This is a genomic window from Microbacterium paludicola, assembly GCF_039529675.1.
Classification (GTDB): domain Bacteria; phylum Actinomycetota; class Actinomycetes; order Actinomycetales; family Microbacteriaceae; genus Microbacterium; species Microbacterium paludicola.
Map to the genome: position 1 here is coordinate 1 of NZ_BAAANG010000001.1, position 16,389 is coordinate 16,389.

Sequence of the window (16,389 nt, forward strand, 5' to 3'; positions counted from 1 at the left end):
TGACCGTCGCTACGTCCGCAGCGACACGGTCACCCGATCCGTACACCACGCTATTGGACGCAACCGTAGGTCGCTGCTCGCTGGCGCTCGCTCAGCAACCGGGGGCGGCACAGCCCGTGACCCAACCCCGGTTATCGAGCGAGCTTGCGAGTCGAGATGACGGCTCGCACCGGCGGGCGGCTTCGGGCGGTCGCTTCGGCTCGCTGGCGCTCGCTCAGCAACCGGCGAGAGGAGATCTCGCGGGGTCAGAGGTTCCCGTAGAGGGACAGCGGCGACTCGAGCGCGTCGACGACCTGGCGGAGGAAGCGCGCCGCGTAGCCGCCGTCGCAGACGCGGTGGTCGAAGACCAGCGAGAGCTGCGCGATCCGGCGCGGCACCATCACGCCGCCCACGACCCAGGGCCGCTCGAGCGCACGCCCGACGCCGAGGATCGCCACCTCCGGGTGGTTGATGATCGCGGCCGATCCATCCACCCCGAACGCGCCGTAGTTGTTGAGCGTGAACGTGGATCCGCTCAGGCGCGCGGGCGGGAGGGATCCGGATCGCGCGTCGTCCGCGAGCGCGCGGAGGGCTCCGTCGAGTTCGGCGACCGACATCCGGTCGGCGCGCGGGAGCACCGGCACCATCAGGCCGCGCGTGGTGTCCGTCGCGACACCGAGGTGGACGCCGTCGAACGTGACGAGCTCGTCGCCGTCGACCCTGCCCGCCAGCAGCGGATGATCCCGCAGCGCGAGCAGCACGAAGCGCGCCAGCAGCGCGGTGAACGACGGCGGCCTCTCCCCCGGTGCCGCCATTGCCGGCCGCAGGTTCCACAGGTCGGTGACGTCGACATCCACCCAGACCGTCGCCTCGGGGATCTCCGCGCGGCTGCGCGTGTACGTCGCGGCCGCGGCGCGGTGAAGCATCGACATCCGCTCGCGGGAGGCCTCCGCAAGCCCGGCGGGCATCGGCAACACGGTCTGACGGGCCGGTGATGCGGATGCGCGCGTGTGTGCCCCGGCGGTTGCCGGCTGCCCCGCGGCCCCGTCGGATGACTCCAGCTTCGCGGCGCGCAGCACGTCGTCCCGGGTGACGGCGCCATCCTGCCCCGTGGGACGGATCGCGGCGACATCCACCCCCAGGTCGCGGGCGAGGCGGCGTACAAGCGGCGAGCGCACGGCTGGCTTCTGCGGTGCCGCGCTCAGGGGATGGGTGACGGATGTGCGCGTGTCGGGCCCGGCAGGCGACATCCGCCCCACCGATCCTGACGGCGGGACGCGCCGGGGGCGACGGCGCCGGGCGCCGGAGCCCGCCGTCGTGCCGTAGCCGATCAGGACGTTGCCCGAGCCGGCGCGCTCCTCGGCGCGGTGCGCTTCGAGTTCGGGGTCGGCTGGGGCGGGGTCGGGGTCGGGGGCGGCTTCGGGGGCGGTTTCGACTCGCTGGTTCGCGGTTCCTGAGCGAGCGAAGCGAGCCGAAGGGCGCTCAACCCGTTTCGACTCCGCTTCGCTCCGCTCAACGACCGGGCGTGACTCCGCTTCGCTCCGCTCAACGACCGGGAGCGGGGCCGCCTCGCCCGCGACCGGGAGGGGATCCGCCGGGGCGACCTCGAGCACCGGGGCGCCGACGGTGAGCGCAGCTCCGGGCTCGCCGTGAAGGGCAACGACGGTGCCGGCGAACGGCGATGGCAGCTCGACGACGCTCTTCGCCGTCTCGACCTCGGCGATCGCCTGGTCGACGCGGACCGTGTCGCCGACCTTCACCAGCCACTGCACGAGCTCGGCTTCCGTGAGCCCCTCGCCGAGGTCCGGCAGCCGGAACACCTGCGTCGTCGCGGTGGACATCACTCCTCCCATCCGAGCGTGTCGATCGCATCCAGCACGCGGTCCACATCCGGCAGGTGGAAGCGCTCGAGCTTCGGCGGCGCGTAGGGGATGTCGAACCCGGCGACGCGGCGCACGGGAGCCTCGAGGTGCGCGAAGCAGTGCTCGGAGATGCGGGCCTGGATCTCCGAGGCGACGCTCGCAAAGCCCGGCGCCTCCGCGATCACGACGGCGCGCCCGGTCGAGCGGACCGCGGCGAACAGCGTCTCGTCGTCAAGCGGCGTGAGCGTGCGGACGTCCACGACCTGCACGCTGCGCCCCTCGGAGCCCGCGACCTCCGCGGCGTCGAGCGCGACGCCGACCGAGTTGCCGTAGGCGATCAGCGTGACGTCCGATCCGGGCCGCGCGACCCGCGCGTGGCCCAGGGCCGCGGGCACGGTGACATCCACCGGCGCCTTCGACCAGTACAGCTTCTTCGGCTCGAGGAAGATCACCGGATCCGGATGCTCGATCGCCGCCCGCAGCAGGCTGTACGCGTCCTGCGGGGTCGCCGGGCACACCACGGTGAGGCCCGGGGTGTGGGCGTAGTACGCCTCGGACGAGTCGCAGTGGTGCTCCACGCCGCCGATGCCGCCGCCCGTCGGGATCCGGATGACCATCGGCAGCCGCACCGCACCGCGCGTGCGGTTCGCCATCTTGGCGACGTGGCTCACGATCTGCTCGAAGGCGGGGAAGGCGAATGCGTCGAACTGCATCTCGACGACCGGGCGCATCCCGTTCATCGCCATGCCGACCGCTGTGCCGACGATTCCCGACTCGGCGAGCGGGGTGTCGAAGCAGCGGTCGCCGCCGAAGCGCGCGGCGAGCCCGTCGGTGACGCGGAAGACGCCACCGAGCGTGCCCACGTCCTCCCCGAAGACGAGGACGGACGGATCCGCCTCCATCGCGTCGGCGAGCGCGCGGTTGATCGCGCCGGCCATGGTGAGCACCGGCAGCTCGTGCGCCGCCTCGGTGCGGGTTGGTTCGAGCATCGTCATGACATCTGATTTCGACTCGGTCACTTCGTTCCCTCGCTCAATCTGGCCGCCTCCGGCGGCACATCCCGGTGGAGTTCGTCCTGGAGCAGCGCCCACTGGTCGTCGAGCTGCGGCGAGCGCTGCGCGTGGACGAAGCGGAACAGGTCCTCGGGGTCGGGCCGCACGTCCTTGTTCATCGCGTCGCGCAGGGCCGCGGCGGTCTCCTCGGCCTCGGCGGCGAAGCGTCGTTCGGTCTCGTCGTCGAGCGCTCCGGCCTGCGTCAAGTGCGCGCGCATCCGCAGCAGCGGGTCGCGATCCACCCAAGCCTGCACCTCCGCCCGCGCGCGGTAGCGGGTGTCGTCGTCGGCGTTGGTGTGCGCCTGCATCCGGTAGGTGTGGGCCTCGATGAGCGAGGGTCCGCCGACGTCGCGCGCATTCTCGACCGCGCGGCCGAGCACGGCGAGCAGGGCGGCCGCGTCGTTGCCGTCGACGCGCTGTCCGGGCATCCCGTAGCCGATCGCCTTGTGCGCGAGCGATGGTGCGGCCGTCTGTCGCGACAGCGGCACCGAGATCGCGAATTCGTTGTTCTGCACGAAGAAGACGACCGGGAGGTGGAACACGGCCGCGAAGTTCAGCGCCTCGTGGAAGTCGCCCTCGCTCGTGGCGCCGTCGCCGCACATCGCCACCACGACGGTGTCCTCGCCGCGCAGCTTCGCCGCGTGCGCGAGGCCGGCGGCGTGAAGCAGCTGGGTCGCGAGCGGCGTCGCCTGGGGAGCCGTCCGGTAGCGGTGCGGGTCGTAGCCGCCGTGCCAGTCGCCGCGCAGCAGCACGAGCGCCTCCTCGGGATCGACGCCGCGCGTGATCACCGCCACGGAGTCGCGGTAGGTCGGGAAGAGCCAGTCGCCCTCGCGCAGCACGAGCGCCGCGGCGACCTGGCAGGCCTCCTGGCCGTGCGAGGAGGGGTACACGGCGAGCCGCCCCTGGCGGACGAGGGCGTTCGCCTGCTCGTTGATCCGCCTCCCCCGCACGAGCGCGCGATATGCGTCGAGCAGCCGTTCGGTGGGCGGGGTCGCGAACTCGTCGTCGGCGGTGAGCCGGCCGGTCTCGTCGATGAGCCGCACCGGATGCTCGCGCGGAAGCAGCCTGTCCATGAGGCCTCCTCGTCTCAGTGGATGGAACAAGGATGCGCCGATCGCGACGTTCCGTCTGCGGATGTCGCGGATCATCCGGACGAAGTGGTGAACGAACGGTAAGTTGAGCGCAGAGCGTCCAGGATGAGCTGGAGCTTCGGAGGAGGTGATCCGAGCGATGGAGCTGGATCAGACGGACCGGGCGATCCTGTCGACCCTGCGCCGCGACGGGCGCGCGTCGATCAGCGACATCGCCGCGCGGGTGAAGGTCTCGCGGGCGAGCGCCTATGCGCGGGTGAAGCGGATGGAGGACACCGGGGTCATCCAGGGGTTCACTGTGCGCACCGATCCCGTGCTCGAGGGACTCCATGCAAGCGCCTACGTGGGTCTGAACGTCGAGCAGGCCGACTGGCAGGACCTGCGCGAGCGGCTGACGCGCATCCCCGAGGTGCATCACGCCGCGCTGCTGGGCGGCGACTTCGACGTGCTGCTGCTGGTGCGGGCGCGCGACAGCCGCGACCTGCGGCGCGTGGTGCTGGAGGAGCTGCAGGGAATCCCCGCGGTGCGCTCGACGCGCACCTTCATCGTGTTCGAGGACCTGCCGACCACCGGCGACTTCTGACCCGTGATCTGGGATGCTGTGGCAATGAAGCGGATCGCGGTGTGCGGCCTCGCGGTGCTGGCGGCGGCGCTGACCGCCTGCTCGCCCGCGCCGTCGTCCGGGACGGATGTCGAGGCGAGGATCCTCGACGCGCTGCCCGAGGACGGCGACTCGGGCGAGGTGCGGATGGTCGACATCCTGCCCGACGCGCGCTGGGACCGGCTCACCATCGGGTGCCCCTACGAGGAGGCATGGGAGATGAGCGAGCGCCTGCAGGCGTGGTCGGGCAGCGTGCCCGATCTCGCGCAGCGCGATGACGCGCAGGCGATCGTGCTCGCGCGCGGCGACGCGGTCGAGCGCGCATGGCTGCTCGATCGCGAGGAGCTCGACCTCTGCGGCCCCGGTGCCGAGCCCGAGGTGCTCGCGCGCGACGAGGCGGTCCTCTCGTTCACGCAGGACGCCGACGGGCGCTGGGTCGCGGACTGGGTCGCAGACTGAGCCTCGGCCTTCGCGTCAGCCGTTGCGGTGCGCCGTGATCGCCGCGTGCGGACGGGCCCCTGATTCGCGACGCCGGGTGATCCGGTCGACCGCGAATCCCCGATCCTCGAGCTCCGCCGCCAGGCGGTCCGGCGGCCAGAACCAGGCAGGCGCCACCGCATGCGCGAACTCCTCGACGTCGTCGCCGTCGCCGTCGAAGAACCCCACGAGCAGCGCGCCTCCCGGGCGCAGCACCCGGTGGATCTCCGCGAGGGCCTGCGGGAGCTCATCGGGAGCGAGGTGGATCAGCGAGTACCAGGCGAGGACGCCGGCGGCGCTGCCGTCGGGGTGGTGAAGCCGCCGCGCGTCGCCGACCTCGAACTCCAGCTCGGGATGGCGCGAGCGCGCGAGCTCGACGAACTCGGGAGTGAGGTCGATGCCCGAGACGTCCGCGCCGATCCCATGCAGGAATCCCGTCCACTGCCCGGGCCCGCACCCGAGATCGAGGATCGGCCCGGTCACCTGCGTCGCCCAGTCCGCGACGAGCGCCCGGTCATCCGGATGGGTCGAGGAGATGTCGCCGAACAGCGAGGTGTACTCCGCCGAGCGCGCGCCGTAGGCGGCGTCGACGCTCACTTCGCGAGGATCGCCTTGGCGTAGGCGACGATCGCGTTCGCGTGGCCGTGGCCGAGCCCGTGCTCGTCCTTCAGCCAGGCGACGACCGCCATGTGGGGCTCGGAGTCGAGGCGGTCGGCCACCAGGTCGAGCCACTCCTGGATGGGGCGGCCGTAGGTCTTCTCGATGCTCGGGAAGTACGACGCCGGGCCCTTCGCCTTCTCGCCCTCGGGGATGACGGGCGCGGGGACGCGATGTTCTGCCATGGCCGTCACGCTACTCGTGGGGGCGGACGTTCCGGCCGAGCCCAGCGAGAGTGGCTTAGCCTGAAGGGCGCGCCGGAAGGAGATGTGGATGTTCGACGGGCCGCTCTCCGCCTCGGCATACGAGGTGCTCGGGGTCGCCGCGACGGCGGATGAGGACGAGCTGCGCCGGGCGTATCGCCTCCGGCTGCGGCAGACCCATCCCGACACCGGCGGCGATGCGGCCGAGTTCATCCGCGTGCAGCGCGCGTGGGACCTCGTCGGCACGGCTGAGGCGCGGGCCGCGTACGACCGCGGGCTGGGCGCGTCGCTCGCCCCCGAGCCTGAATGGTCGGAGACCGTTGACGTCCGCTCGGCACGGGCCGACACCCGCCCCCGCGCGCGCTCGTACGGGCATCCGGGCGGATGGCGACGCGAGCGCTACCTGACGCTGATCCGCGAGTGGGTCGGTCGCGGGCAGGAGATCCCGGATCCGTATGCCGCCGACCTCGTGCGCTCGGCGCCGCGCGAGCTGCGCCGCATCCTCGCCGACGCCCTCGCGGAGGAGGCGACCGCCCGCACGATCTCCGGTCTCGGCATGGGGTTCACGGTCTGGCACGACGTCGCCGTCGGCGACCGACACGAGCAGAAGCTCGACCATGTTGTGCTCAGCCCGTCCGGCCTCTACGGCGTGATGTCGGAGGACTTCGGCGGTGAGGTGAAGTTCCGCCGCGGCGAGCTCATCGGCGCGAACGTCGGCGGCGAGGCGCCGGTCGCCGCGCTCCTCGGCAGGATGCGCGCGGTCGCCCGGGCGGCCCGCGTGAAGTTCGGCGGCGCCATCGTCGTGCTGCCGGACGAGGACCTGCTGCAGCCGGTCACGGCGCTCGGCACGGTGCGCGGCGTGCCGGTCGTCGTCGTCCGCCGCTCGGTGCTCGGACACGTGCTGCGCACGGGTGTCCCCGGCGCCCGCGACATCGGCGGCAACGAGCTGTTCGACATCCGCACCCGCCTGCAGCAGACGATCCGCTTCGTCTGACCCGGCGCCTGCGCTCCGAAGAGAGGAGATCCGGCGAATCGAGGAGGATCTCGATCCGTTCCTCCTGGATTGCGCGGATCTCCTCGGCACGCGGCGTGCGCATCCTGCACATCCGTCCGCCGGACCGGTTCGGGTCTTGCCACGCGGCGCGCGCGGGACCAGCATGCGAGGGAGAGCCTCGCCGGAGTGGATCCGGCGCTCGACCCGAGTCGAAGGAGACCCGCGCATGAAGAAGCTGATCAACTCCCCGGACACCGTTCTCGCCGACGCCCTCCGCGGCGTGGCCGCCGCCCATCCCGAGCTCACCGTCGACTTCGAGAACCGGGTCGTCGCCGCCCCGCGCTCGACCGAGAAGCGGGTCGCGCTCATCTCGGGAGGCGGGTCCGGGCACGAGCCGCTCCACAGCGGGTTCGTCGGAGAGGGGATGCTGGATGCGGCCTGCGCGGGCGAGATCTTCACGTCGCCGACCCCGGATCAGATGCTCGCCGCCGCCCAGCAGGTCGACACGGGCGCGGGGGTGCTGTTCATCGTCAAGAACTACACGGGCGACGTCCTCAACTTCGGGATGGCGGCCGACCTCGCCCGCGAGGAGGGGATCGAGGCCGAATCGGTGCTGGTCGCCGACGACGTGTCGGTCGAGGACTCGACCTGGACCGCCGGCCGCCGCGGCGTCGGCACGACCGTGATCGTCGAGAAGATCGCGGGCGCGGCGGCGGCCGAGGGACGGTCGCTCGCCGACGTCAAGGCGATCGCCGAGAAGGTCAGCAAGGCCGGCCGGTCGATGGGCATCGCCCTCACCAGCTGCACGGTTCCCGCCGTCGGCAAGCCCAGCTTCGACCTGCCGGAGGACGAGATGGAGGTCGGCGTCGGCATCCACGGCGAGCCCGGCCGCCACCGCGAGCCGCTGTCCTCCGTGCACGACATCGCCGAGACCATCGTCGACGCGATCGCGGCCGACCTCGACTTCACCGGCGGGCCCGTGATCGCGCTGCTGAGCGGCCTCGGCGGCACGCCGCTGATCGAGCTGTACGCGGCCTACGGCGAGATCGCCGCCGCGCTCGAGCAGCGCGGCATCACCGTCGCCCGCTCGCTCGTGGGCGACTACATCACGAGCCTCGACATGGCCGGCTGCTCGCTCACGCTCGTGCAGGCGGATGACGAGATCCTGCGGCTGTGGGACGCGCCGGTCAGCACTCCCGCCCTGCGGTGGGGGCGCTGACATGGCGGCCGCGTTCACGACCGAGACGGCCGTCGCCTGGCTGCGCGGGTTCGATGAGAAGGTCGCCGCGCAGGCGGAGTACCTGACCCAGCTCGACTCGGCCATCGGCGATGCGGACCACGGCACGAATCTCAAGCGCGGCATGGCCGCCGTCGCACCGAAGCTCGAGGGCGCCGAGAGCCTCTCCGCCCTGCTGAAGGCGGTCGGGATGACCTTCATCTCGAAGGTGGGGGGGGCCAGCGGATCGCTCTACGGCTCGTTCTTCCTCGAGGTGTCGAAGGCCCTGCCGGATGCGGCGGAGGCGGAGGCGTCTGACGTCGAGGCCGCCCTCCGCGCGGGGGTGGCGAGCATCGTCGCGCGCGGCAAGGCGGAGCCGGGCGACAAGACGATGCTCGACGCCCTGCAGCCGGCGCTGGATGCCCTCGGCGCCTCGCTCGCGGGAGGCGGGTCGCTCGTCGAGGCCGCGGGCGCCGCGGCGAAGGCCGCCGCCGAGGGTCGAGACGCGACCGAGCCGCTCGTGGCGCGCAAGGGTCGCGCGTCGTACCTCGGCGAGCGCAGCGCGGGGCACCTCGATCCGGGAGCGGCGTCATCCGCGCTGCTGCTCGAGGCACTGGCCGAGGCGCTCGCGGCATGATCGGCCTGGTGATCGTCTCGCACAGCGAACCGCTCGCGCAGGCGACGGTCGACCTCGCGCGGCAGATGGCGCAGGGAGAGCACCCGCCGATCCGGATCGCCGCCGGCGCCGAGGGGGGCTTCGGCACGGATGCGGCCGCCATCGCGGCGGCGCTCGACGAGCTCGCCGACACCGACGGAGTGCTGGTGATGACCGACCTCGGGTCGGCGGCCCTCAGCACCGACCTGGCGCTCGACCTGCGGGAGAGCACTCAGCCGGTGCGGATCAGCGACGGGCCGCTCGTGGAGGGGACGACCGCCGCGCTGGTGCGCGCCGCGACGGGCGGCACGCTCGACGAGGTCGCCGCTGAAGCCGCGAACGCCCTTGCCGCCAAGCGGAGGGACGAGGACGAGCCCGAGGCCGCCCCGCCCGAGCCGGAGGCGTCCACCGCGCCGGACGAGGCCGCCGCCGAGGTGACGATCCGCAACCCGCTCGGCCTTCACGCCCGTCCGGCTGCCACGTTCGCGCGCGCCGCCGGCGGGTTCGCGTCGGACATCCGGATCACCGATGTCACGGCCGGTCGCGGGCCCGTGAACGCCGCGAGCCTGGTGTCCGTGCTGGCGCTCGGCGCCGTCGGCGACCACGTGGTCCGGCTCGAGGCCCGCGGCCCCGAAGCGGCCGAGGCCGTGCGGACGCTCGAGGGGCTGATCCAGGAGGGGTTCGGCGAGCTGCCCGAGGGCTGACCGCGCGGGATCAGTCGACGGCGTCGGCCTTCTCGAACGTCTCGCGGTACGCCTCCAGGTCGATCTCCTCGGTGGTCGCCGTCCTTGTGCCGTTGTAGACGTCGCGGTCGATCTCGTCCGTGTTCTGCGCCACGAGCATCGCCACGAGCGTGTCGCCGTTCACGTTCAGGAAGGTGCGCAGCACGCCCGTGAACCAGTCGACCGCGATGAGCAGGCCCACGGCCTCGATCGGCAGGCCGACCGAGGTCGCGAGGAACATCGCCACGACCGGGAAGCCGCCGGGCACCGTGATCGTGCCCATGTTCAGCAGGATCGAGAGCACCATCCCGAGCACGACCTGCCCGATCGTGAGTTCGACACCGCCCGCCTGCGCGAGGAACAGCACGACGATCGTGTAGTTCAGCACCGCACCGCACGAGCCCATCGTCATGCCGATCGAGAGCGTGAAGTTCGCCACGCGCTGGCTGATCCCGACCTTCTCGACCGCGTTGCGCAGCACGGTCGGGAACGTCACGGCCGAGCTCGTGGTGGTCACGGCGACGACGGTCTGCTCGGCGAGCTTGGCGGGGAGCTTCCAGGGGCTCAGGCGCGTGCGGGCAGCCACGACGGCGACCATCAGCAGCAGGATGATCACCACGCCCACGAGCGTCGTCCCGAGGTAGGCGAGCGCCGAAGTGACGACCGCGAACCCGACCCTGCCGGCGAGGTCCGCGAGCAGGCAGAACACGCCGATCGGCGCGATCCGCATGACGATCCGGATCATCGTGAGCACGATCTGCTGGAGCTGGTCGAAGAAGTCGAGCACCGTGCGCTTGCCGGTCTTCGCGACGAACGTGTTCAGCGCCGCACCGAACAGCAGCGCGAACACGATGATCGGCACCATGGCGCCGCTCGCCATCGCCTCGACGACGTTGGTCGAGACGAAGTTCAGGATCGTCGTCTGCCAGTCCTGCGCGCCCGCCGCGGCCGATTCTTCGAGAGCCGGGTCGATCTCGCCGTCGAACGCCATTCCCGCGCCGGGCCGGAACAGGGTCGCGAGGCCCCACGCGAGCGCCGCCGAGACGACGGAGAAGCCGAGGATCCAGCCGAAGGTGGCGCCGGCGAGGCGTCCGGCGCCCTTGCCGGTCATCGCGCCCGTCGCCACGATCACCGAGGCCAGCACGAGCGGCACGATCGACATCTGGATGAGCCGGATGAACAGGTCGCCGACGAACTTCAGGTTGCCCGCCCACTCCCCCACCACCAGGCCGAACACGATGCCGAGGATCGCCGCGATCAGGATCTGCACGGCCGGGGATGCGAGCGCCTTCTTCATGGCGCGACGCTATCGCCGCCCTGTTTCCTGCGGCCGCCGTCCGCGTGTCGACCGAGTTACCGCGGTTCGCACCGGAAGTCGCTCCCCCGAACCACGGATCCTCGGCCGTTCCCCCACGCGTCGTTCCGAGTTCACCCGGATGCCGCAAGGTGCAGGAGGTCTCCTCCTCTCCCGAAAGGACCCGCCGTGGTTCGCCGTTCCCTCGCGGGCTTGCTCCTGCTCGCCGCGCTGCTGATCCCCGCCGCGCCGGCCGCCGCGCACAACTACTCCGCGACGGCCTACGCCGACGTCAGCGAGCCTGAGCCCGGTCTCGTGCGCACGGTGCTCGACCTCGAGTACGTGCTGCTCGTGACCGACGGCGGGCGCGAGATGGGCGACCCGGATCTCGAGTCCGCCGCCTACCAGGACGTGCTCGCGACCGGGCAGGATCCCGCGAAGCTGACGCCGCGGATCCTCGAGCAGTACACCGACACCGTCGCCGGCTACGTGCTGCCGCGGTGGATCGTCGCGCCCGCCGAGGAGGGCGCCGAGGCGTGCCCCAACACGCTCGCGGCGCCGTACGAGATCGCGCTGATCGAGAACGTCCCGCACGCGCGCATCGTGATCGAGTCGGACTGCCGCGGCGAGGTGAACGAGCACGCCGCGACGTACCGCATCTCGACCGAGCTGTTCCCCGGCACCGCTCCCGGTGGAATGACGACGACGATCGTCTCCTACGACCTCGGCTCCGGATCCGGCGTCGCCGAGCTCGACACCGATGCCAACCCCACCTTCACGACGACCCAGGACTGGGGCTCGCGGATGTGGGAGTTCTTCGTGCTCGGCGCCGAACACCTGCTGTTCGGCATCGACCACATCCTGTTCCTGTTGGCGCTCATCGTCGGATCCCGGCGGCTGCGCGACATCGTGCTGTCGGCGACCGCGTTCACCGTCGCGCACTCGGTGACGTTCATCCTCGCCGCGCTCGGCGTCGTGAGCGTTCCGGGGGCGATCGTCGAGCCGATCATCGCGCTGTCGATCGCCATCGTCGCGCTCTGGCACCTGTGGGGAGTGTTCCGCCGCCGCGGCGCTGGCGCCCCCCAGCCGGTCCCCGCAGCGCCCGCGTCGTCGCCCGCCGTAGGCTCGACCCCGGCGCCGTCCGGATCCGTCGCCGTGCTGGAGCGGGTGGAGGTCGAGACCGACGTCGCGGCCACGCGCGGCTCGGCGGGCTTCGCACGGGCCGACTGGGTGCGCACCGCGGTGGTGTTCCTGTTCGGCCTGATCCACGGCGTCGGCTTCGCGGGCGCGCTCGGCATCTCCGAGCCGTTCTCGTGGGGCCTGCTCGGCGCACTCCTCGTGTTCAACGTCGGCATCGAGGTCGTGCAGCTCGGCATCATCGTCGTCGTCTTCCCTCTGCTCGTGCTGCTGCGGCGGCGCATCCCGGCGGTGGGGCTGTGGGTCGGCATCGCGGTCGCCGCGGCGGTCGCCGTGGTCGGCCTGTACTGGTTCGTCGAGCGCCTGGCGGCCGGCGGCTGAGGTCGGGATGACGGCCGCGCCCCTCGCCCGCACGACCCCGACTCCCCGCGTCGTCCACGGGGACTCCGGCACGGTGCCCGCCTCGTCCGCCCGCGAGATCGCCGACGATCTGCGCCGGCGCATCCTCGACGGCGAGTTCGTCACCGGCACGCGCCTTCCCAGCGAGCATGCGCTCGCGGAGGACTACGGGGTCTCGCGGGCGAGCATCCGCACGGCCCTCGCGTCCGTCGCACGGAGGGGGCTCATCGAATCGCACCGCAACGCGGGCTGGTTCGTGCGGCTGGTGGATCAGGTGCAGGGGCTCGACAGGGTGCGCTCGTTCACGCAGTGGGCGCTGGATCGCGGCATGCGGCCGGGCGGCGAGATCGTCGAGCGCACCCGCGGCGACGCCACCGTGCGCGAGGCACGGCTGCTGCGCATCCCCCTCGCCGAGGAGGTCGTGCGCTTCACCCGCATCCGCACGCTCGACGGGCGCATCGTGATGGTCGAGCGCTCCACCTGGGCGCCGTGGGTGACGCCGGTCATCGAGGCGGTGCCCCGCGACGTCGTCTCGACCACGACCGCCCTCGCCGACGCCGGCATCCGGGTGGTGCTCGGCACGCACCGGATCTCGGCGGTGTCCGCCTCGAGTGAGGACGCCCGCCTGCTGCGGGTGCGGCGCTCGAGCGCGCTGCTGGCGATCCACCGCTCGATGTTCGCGCCCGACGGCCGCGCGGTCGAGTTCGGCGAGGACCGGTACCTCCCCGGCGAGTTCGCGTTCGAGGTGACGGCCGCCGACCGGTAGGCGCGGCCCCGGCGGAGCCCATTGTTCACAGTGGGCTCGCCGATCCGGGACGCCGCCGCCCGCCGACACCGCGACGACAGCGGCCGTTCATCCGGAGGCAATCGGCCGGCGGTCCCCTGGTCTCGATCGCTTCGCGACCAGTCCCCGCTCGACCACTCTCCCCGACCGATTTGGAGTTCGTCGTGACAATATCCGCCCCCTCTCCCCGGGTGCGCTCCCTGGCCGGCCGCGTGCTGGCCCTCGCCGCGGCATCCGCCGTGGTCGCCTCGCTCACGTCGCTGCCCGCGCAGGCGGCCACCGGGGCCGAGACGCCGGTGGCGACGCCGGCCGCCGCCGGTCCCGACACCACCGCCCCCGTGCTGTCGGCCGTCGAGATCCCGCAGACCGCCGAGCTCGACCGCGAGCTCGTGCTCCCCGCCGTGACGGCCACCGACGACTCGGGCGAGACGCCCGAGGTCGTCGTGACCGCGACGGGCCCGGATGGCGTCGACGCCCGCCTTCACGCGAACGCGGACGGCGCCTTCCCGCTGACGCCGGGTGCCGCGGGCGAGTACGTGATCACGTACGCCGCGATGGACACCGCCGACAACCTCGCGCAGGCGACGTACGAGTTCACTGTCGATTCGCCCGTGGCGGCCGCCGCCGCGGACGACGTCATCGAGTTCCCCTCCGACGAGACCGGCAGGATCACGTTCGGCGCGCTCGGCGACATCCACAACAACTGGGCCGAGCTCGACGAGGCGTTCGCCTTCTGGCGCGAGCAGGATGTCGACTCGACGCTGTTCGTCGGCGACCTCACCAACAACGCGACCGCCGCCGAGTTCCAGGGCCTGCGCGACACGCTCGACCGCAGCCAGCAGGGGCTGCCGGTCATCGCGTCCCTCGGCAACCACGACGTGGGCTCGAATCTGTCCGGCTACAACCTCTTCCAGTCGACGCTCGGCCAGGCACCAAACGCCGACTACGTGATGAACGGCTACCACTTCATCACCGTCAGTCCCGGATCCGGCCCGCTGAACGAGGAGACGATGTTCCCCTCGAACAGCAACGGCAGCGACTACGCGTACGCGGCCACGTGGCTCGAGACGCGCCTCGCCGCGGCGGTCGCCGAGAACCCTGAGCTGCCGATCTTCGTGCTCGTCCACTCGCCGCTGCGCTGCACCCACTACGTCTCGAACGAGTGGTACGGAACGGGTCTCGCCACCGGCTGCGGCGACGACTTCCAGTCGCTGTTCGAGGCGTACCCGCAGGCGGTCGTCTGGGGCGGGCACATCCACACCCCGAACCACATCTCGTCGTCGATCTGGCAGGGCGTCGAGGGTGCGGGCGGCTTCACGACGGTCAACGCGCCGCCACTTGCGTACTACGAGTTCGAGCGCGGCGTGGCGAACACCGACCCGTACAGCAAGGTCGTCAGCGACTCGACGCCGGATGACGCGGGCGACAACCGCGAGACGGCGATCGTCGAGGTCACCGGCTCGCGCGTCACGATCAAGACCTACGACCTGCTCGCGAACGCGTGGGAGGACCAGGTCTGGACCTGGGATGTGAAGGACAGCATCGACGAGTCCCTCGCCTTCGAGCAGCGCTTCCCGCTGGGTGACGCGCGCGCCGACAAGACGTCCGCGCCCGTCTGGCCCGCGGGTGCCGCGGTGACCGTCTCGGACGCGTCGCAGACCGAGGCGATGGTCACCTTCGGCCAGGCCCAGGTCGCGCCGAACGAGGTGGGCGACATCGTCCACAAGTACCGGTACGAGGTCGCCGACACCGCGACCGGCAAGGTCGTGAACACGTTCACGCAGTGGTCGGGCTTCTACAGGATCCCGATGCCGACCGAGCGCAACCACATCGTCTGGAACCTCGAGCCCGGCAACGAGTACGAGGTGCGGATCACGCCGATCAACACGTGGGGCAAGGAGGGCGCGCCGCTCACGACGACGTTCGCCACGCCGGGTTACGACGTGGTCGTCTCGGTCGCGGGCTCCGGCACGGCTGCCGCGGATGTCGCCGATGCGAAGCCGGGCGACACGGTGACGCTCACCGCGACTCCCGCCGCGGGCGAGACCTTCCTCGGCTGGGATGTCGTGGAGGGCGATGTCGAGATCGTCGACGGCACGTTCACGATGCCCGCCGGGCACGTGTCGATCGAGGCGGTGTTCACGGGATCGTCCGGGTCGACCGAGACCCACACCGTGACCACGCAGACCCGCGGCGGCGGCAGCGTCACCGCGGATCCGGCGGAGGCGACCGCCGGTCAGCTCGTGAAGCTCGTGCACGAGGCGGACACCGACGAGAAGCTCTGGGGCTTCGAGGTCGCCGTCGAGGGGATCGATGCGCCGGCCGGCGAGATCCGGGTCGGGCGGAACGGCAAGTTCGAGATGCCCGAGCGCGACGTCGTCGTGACCGGCGTGTTCGGCCACCCGCGCGACTACGCCATCCTGTACGACGGAAACGGCGCGACGGCGGGCGAGACCGCGATGACCGAGCTGTCGACGAAGCGCCCGGGCGCGCTCGCGGCGAACGGCTTCGAGCGCCCCCTCTTCCGGTTCGCCGGGTGGAACACGGCGGCCGACGGATCGGGCACGAGCTACGACGCGGGGGCCGAGGTGGCGCCGCTCGCGCCGGCGCAGACGACTGTGACGCTCTACGCCCAGTGGGTCAGCCTGTCGGCCGAGCTCGTCGACGAGTCCTTCGACGGTCTCGCCGCCTCGCTCAAGCCCGGCACCCAGCACAACCCGGGCGTCGTCGGCTGGACGAACCAGGGCCCCGAGGGCTGGTCGGTGACCAACGCGGCGGCGATGCCCGCCGGCGGCATGAAGGACCTGCGCGGCTGGACGTTCGTGACCCGCGACTTCTGGCTGGCGGAGGACCAGGAGCGCTCGAGCTTCACCGGGCAGTCGGGCGTCTTCGCGGTCGCGGACGGCGACGAGTGGAATGACGCCTCCGGCGCCGGCCAGATGGACACCACGCTGAACGCCCCCGCGCTCACGCTGCCCGAGGGCGCCCAGCAGGTGCGCGTGCAGTGGGACAACTCCTACCGCCAGGAGAACCCGCAGACCGCCGAGGTGTTCATCGAGTTCGACAGCGGCGAGCGCGCCACCCTCGTGAAGTGGGGCCCGGGATCGCCGGAGAAGGCCGACATCGACAGCCACCGCGACGAGTTCGTCGACGTGCCCGAGGGCGCGACGTCGGCCACCGTGAAGTTCCGCTACACGGCGGGCAACAACTGGTGGTGGGCGATCGACGACGTCGAGATCGACGCGATCCTCGCGGGCTGACCGGCG

15 protein-coding genes are annotated in these 16,389 nt (G+C 71.9%); 9 read left to right on the plus strand and 6 right to left on the minus strand.

Annotated elements, in window-relative coordinates; genetic code table 11:
* Positions 1-245: 245 nt before the first annotated feature.
* The 3 genes from ABD161_RS00005 to pdhA are packed head-to-tail and all read right to left on the minus strand — an operon-like array spanning position 246 to position 3,966.
* Positions 246-1,820 (minus strand): dihydrolipoamide acetyltransferase family protein, encoded by a 1,575-nt coding sequence (locus ABD161_RS00005; RefSeq protein WP_343998500.1) that lies wholly within the window; start codon positions 1,818-1,820, stop codon positions 246-248.
* The gene (locus tag ABD161_RS00010) at positions 1,820-2,836 is read right to left on the minus strand and encodes an alpha-ketoacid dehydrogenase subunit beta (RefSeq protein WP_343999095.1); all 1,017 of its coding nucleotides are present in this window, start codon (positions 2,834-2,836) and stop codon (positions 1,820-1,822) included. The genes ABD161_RS00005 and ABD161_RS00010 overlap by 1 nt, the downstream gene beginning before the upstream one ends.
* A gap of 20 nt (positions 2,837-2,856) precedes the next feature.
* The gene (gene pdhA, locus ABD161_RS00015; RefSeq protein ID WP_343998502.1) at positions 2,857-3,966 is read right to left on the minus strand and encodes a pyruvate dehydrogenase (acetyl-transferring) E1 component subunit alpha; all 1,110 of its coding nucleotides are present in this window, start codon (positions 3,964-3,966) and stop codon (positions 2,857-2,859) included.
* A gap of 157 nt (positions 3,967-4,123) precedes the next feature.
* Here pdhA and ABD161_RS00020 point away from each other — a divergent pair, with 157 nt between their 5' ends.
* Positions 4,124-4,567, plus strand: a complete 444-nt coding sequence (locus ABD161_RS00020) for an Lrp/AsnC family transcriptional regulator (protein WP_343998504.1) — start codon at positions 4,124-4,126, stop codon at positions 4,565-4,567.
* Positions 4,568-4,591: 24 nt separating this feature from the next.
* Positions 4,592-5,044 (plus strand): hypothetical protein, encoded by a 453-nt coding sequence (locus tag ABD161_RS00025; protein WP_343998506.1) that lies wholly within the window; start codon positions 4,592-4,594, stop codon positions 5,042-5,044.
* Positions 5,045-5,059: 15 nt separating this feature from the next.
* Here the strand turns inward: ABD161_RS00025 and ABD161_RS00030 are convergent, their stop codons facing one another.
* Both ABD161_RS00030 and ABD161_RS00035 read right to left on the minus strand, forming a co-directional pair.
* Complete coding sequence (locus tag ABD161_RS00030; protein ID WP_343998508.1) at positions 5,060-5,659, minus strand: class I SAM-dependent methyltransferase; 600 nt, start codon at positions 5,657-5,659, stop codon at positions 5,060-5,062.
* Positions 5,656-5,904: a DUF4287 domain-containing protein gene (locus tag ABD161_RS00035; protein ID WP_135115092.1), complete on the minus strand. Its 249-nt coding sequence runs from the start codon at positions 5,902-5,904 to the stop codon at positions 5,656-5,658. Before ABD161_RS00035 ends, ABD161_RS00030 begins: the two co-directional genes overlap by 4 nt.
* Positions 5,905-5,992: 88 nt before the next feature.
* Here ABD161_RS00035 and ABD161_RS00040 point away from each other — a divergent pair, with 88 nt between their 5' ends.
* The 4 genes from ABD161_RS00040 (at position 5,993) to dhaM (ending at position 9,491) form a co-directional block, all read left to right on the plus strand.
* Positions 5,993-6,916, plus strand: coding sequence for a J domain-containing protein (locus ABD161_RS00040; RefSeq protein ID WP_343998511.1), 924 nt, complete (start codon positions 5,993-5,995; stop codon positions 6,914-6,916).
* Positions 6,917-7,142: 226 nt separating this feature from the next.
* Entirely contained in the window at positions 7,143-8,135 is a 993-nt protein-coding gene (gene dhaK, locus ABD161_RS00045; RefSeq protein WP_343998513.1) for a dihydroxyacetone kinase subunit DhaK, read from the plus strand.
* Between the two features lies 1 nt (position 8,136).
* Positions 8,137-8,769, plus strand: coding sequence for a dihydroxyacetone kinase subunit DhaL (dhaL, locus tag ABD161_RS00050; RefSeq protein WP_343998515.1), 633 nt, complete (start codon positions 8,137-8,139; stop codon positions 8,767-8,769).
* Complete coding sequence (gene dhaM, locus ABD161_RS00055) at positions 8,766-9,491, plus strand: dihydroxyacetone kinase phosphoryl donor subunit DhaM (protein ID WP_343998516.1); 726 nt, start codon at positions 8,766-8,768, stop codon at positions 9,489-9,491. The genes dhaL and dhaM overlap by 4 nt, the downstream gene beginning before the upstream one ends.
* 10 nt (positions 9,492-9,501) lie before the next feature.
* Here dhaM and ABD161_RS00060 read toward each other — a convergent pair whose 3' ends face one another.
* Positions 9,502-10,806, minus strand: coding sequence for a dicarboxylate/amino acid:cation symporter (locus ABD161_RS00060; protein WP_343998518.1), 1,305 nt, complete (start codon positions 10,804-10,806; stop codon positions 9,502-9,504).
* A gap of 186 nt (positions 10,807-10,992) precedes the next feature.
* Here ABD161_RS00060 and ABD161_RS00065 point away from each other — a divergent pair, with 186 nt between their 5' ends.
* The 3 genes from ABD161_RS00065 (at position 10,993) to ABD161_RS00075 (ending at position 16,383) form a co-directional block, all read left to right on the plus strand.
* Positions 10,993-12,321, plus strand: coding sequence for a HupE/UreJ family protein (locus ABD161_RS00065; RefSeq protein WP_343998520.1), 1,329 nt, complete (start codon positions 10,993-10,995; stop codon positions 12,319-12,321).
* Positions 12,322-12,328: 7 nt separating this feature from the next.
* Positions 12,329-13,105, plus strand: a complete 777-nt coding sequence (locus ABD161_RS00070; RefSeq protein ID WP_343998522.1) for a GntR family transcriptional regulator — start codon at positions 12,329-12,331, stop codon at positions 13,103-13,105.
* Positions 13,106-13,287: 182 nt separating this feature from the next.
* Entirely contained in the window at positions 13,288-16,383 is a 3,096-nt protein-coding gene (locus ABD161_RS00075; RefSeq protein ID WP_343998523.1) for a metallophosphoesterase, read from the plus strand.
* Positions 16,384-16,389 lie beyond the last annotated feature (6 nt).

Bases quoted from the DNA above. Each gene is read 5' to 3' on its own strand.
- ABD161_RS00040 (WP_343998511.1), top strand. From the start codon at position 5,993: ATGTTCGACGGGCCGCTCTCCGCCTCGGCATACGAGGTGCTCGGGGTC.
- ABD161_RS00020 (WP_343998504.1), top strand. From the start codon at position 4,124: ATGGAGCTGGATCAGACGGACCGGGCGATCCTGTCGACCCTGCGCCGC.
- ABD161_RS00070 (WP_343998522.1), top strand. From the start codon at position 12,329: ATGACGGCCGCGCCCCTCGCCCGCACGACCCCGACTCCCCGCGTCGTC.
- ABD161_RS00010 (WP_343999095.1), bottom strand. From the start codon at position 2,836: ATGACGATGCTCGAACCAACCCGCACCGAGGCGGCGCACGAGCTGCCG.
- dhaL (WP_343998515.1), top strand. From the start codon at position 8,137: ATGGCGGCCGCGTTCACGACCGAGACGGCCGTCGCCTGGCTGCGCGGG.
- ABD161_RS00035 (WP_135115092.1), bottom strand. From the start codon at position 5,904: ATGGCAGAACATCGCGTCCCCGCGCCCGTCATCCCCGAGGGCGAGAAG.
- pdhA (WP_343998502.1), bottom strand. From the start codon at position 3,966: ATGGACAGGCTGCTTCCGCGCGAGCATCCGGTGCGGCTCATCGACGAG.
- ABD161_RS00005 (WP_343998500.1), bottom strand. From the start codon at position 1,820: ATGTCCACCGCGACGACGCAGGTGTTCCGGCTGCCGGACCTCGGCGAG.
- dhaM (WP_343998516.1), top strand. From the start codon at position 8,766: ATGATCGGCCTGGTGATCGTCTCGCACAGCGAACCGCTCGCGCAGGCG.
- dhaK (WP_343998513.1), top strand. From the start codon at position 7,143: ATGAAGAAGCTGATCAACTCCCCGGACACCGTTCTCGCCGACGCCCTC.
- ABD161_RS00060 (WP_343998518.1), bottom strand. From the start codon at position 10,806: ATGAAGAAGGCGCTCGCATCCCCGGCCGTGCAGATCCTGATCGCGGCG.
- ABD161_RS00025 (WP_343998506.1), top strand. From the start codon at position 4,592: ATGAAGCGGATCGCGGTGTGCGGCCTCGCGGTGCTGGCGGCGGCGCTG.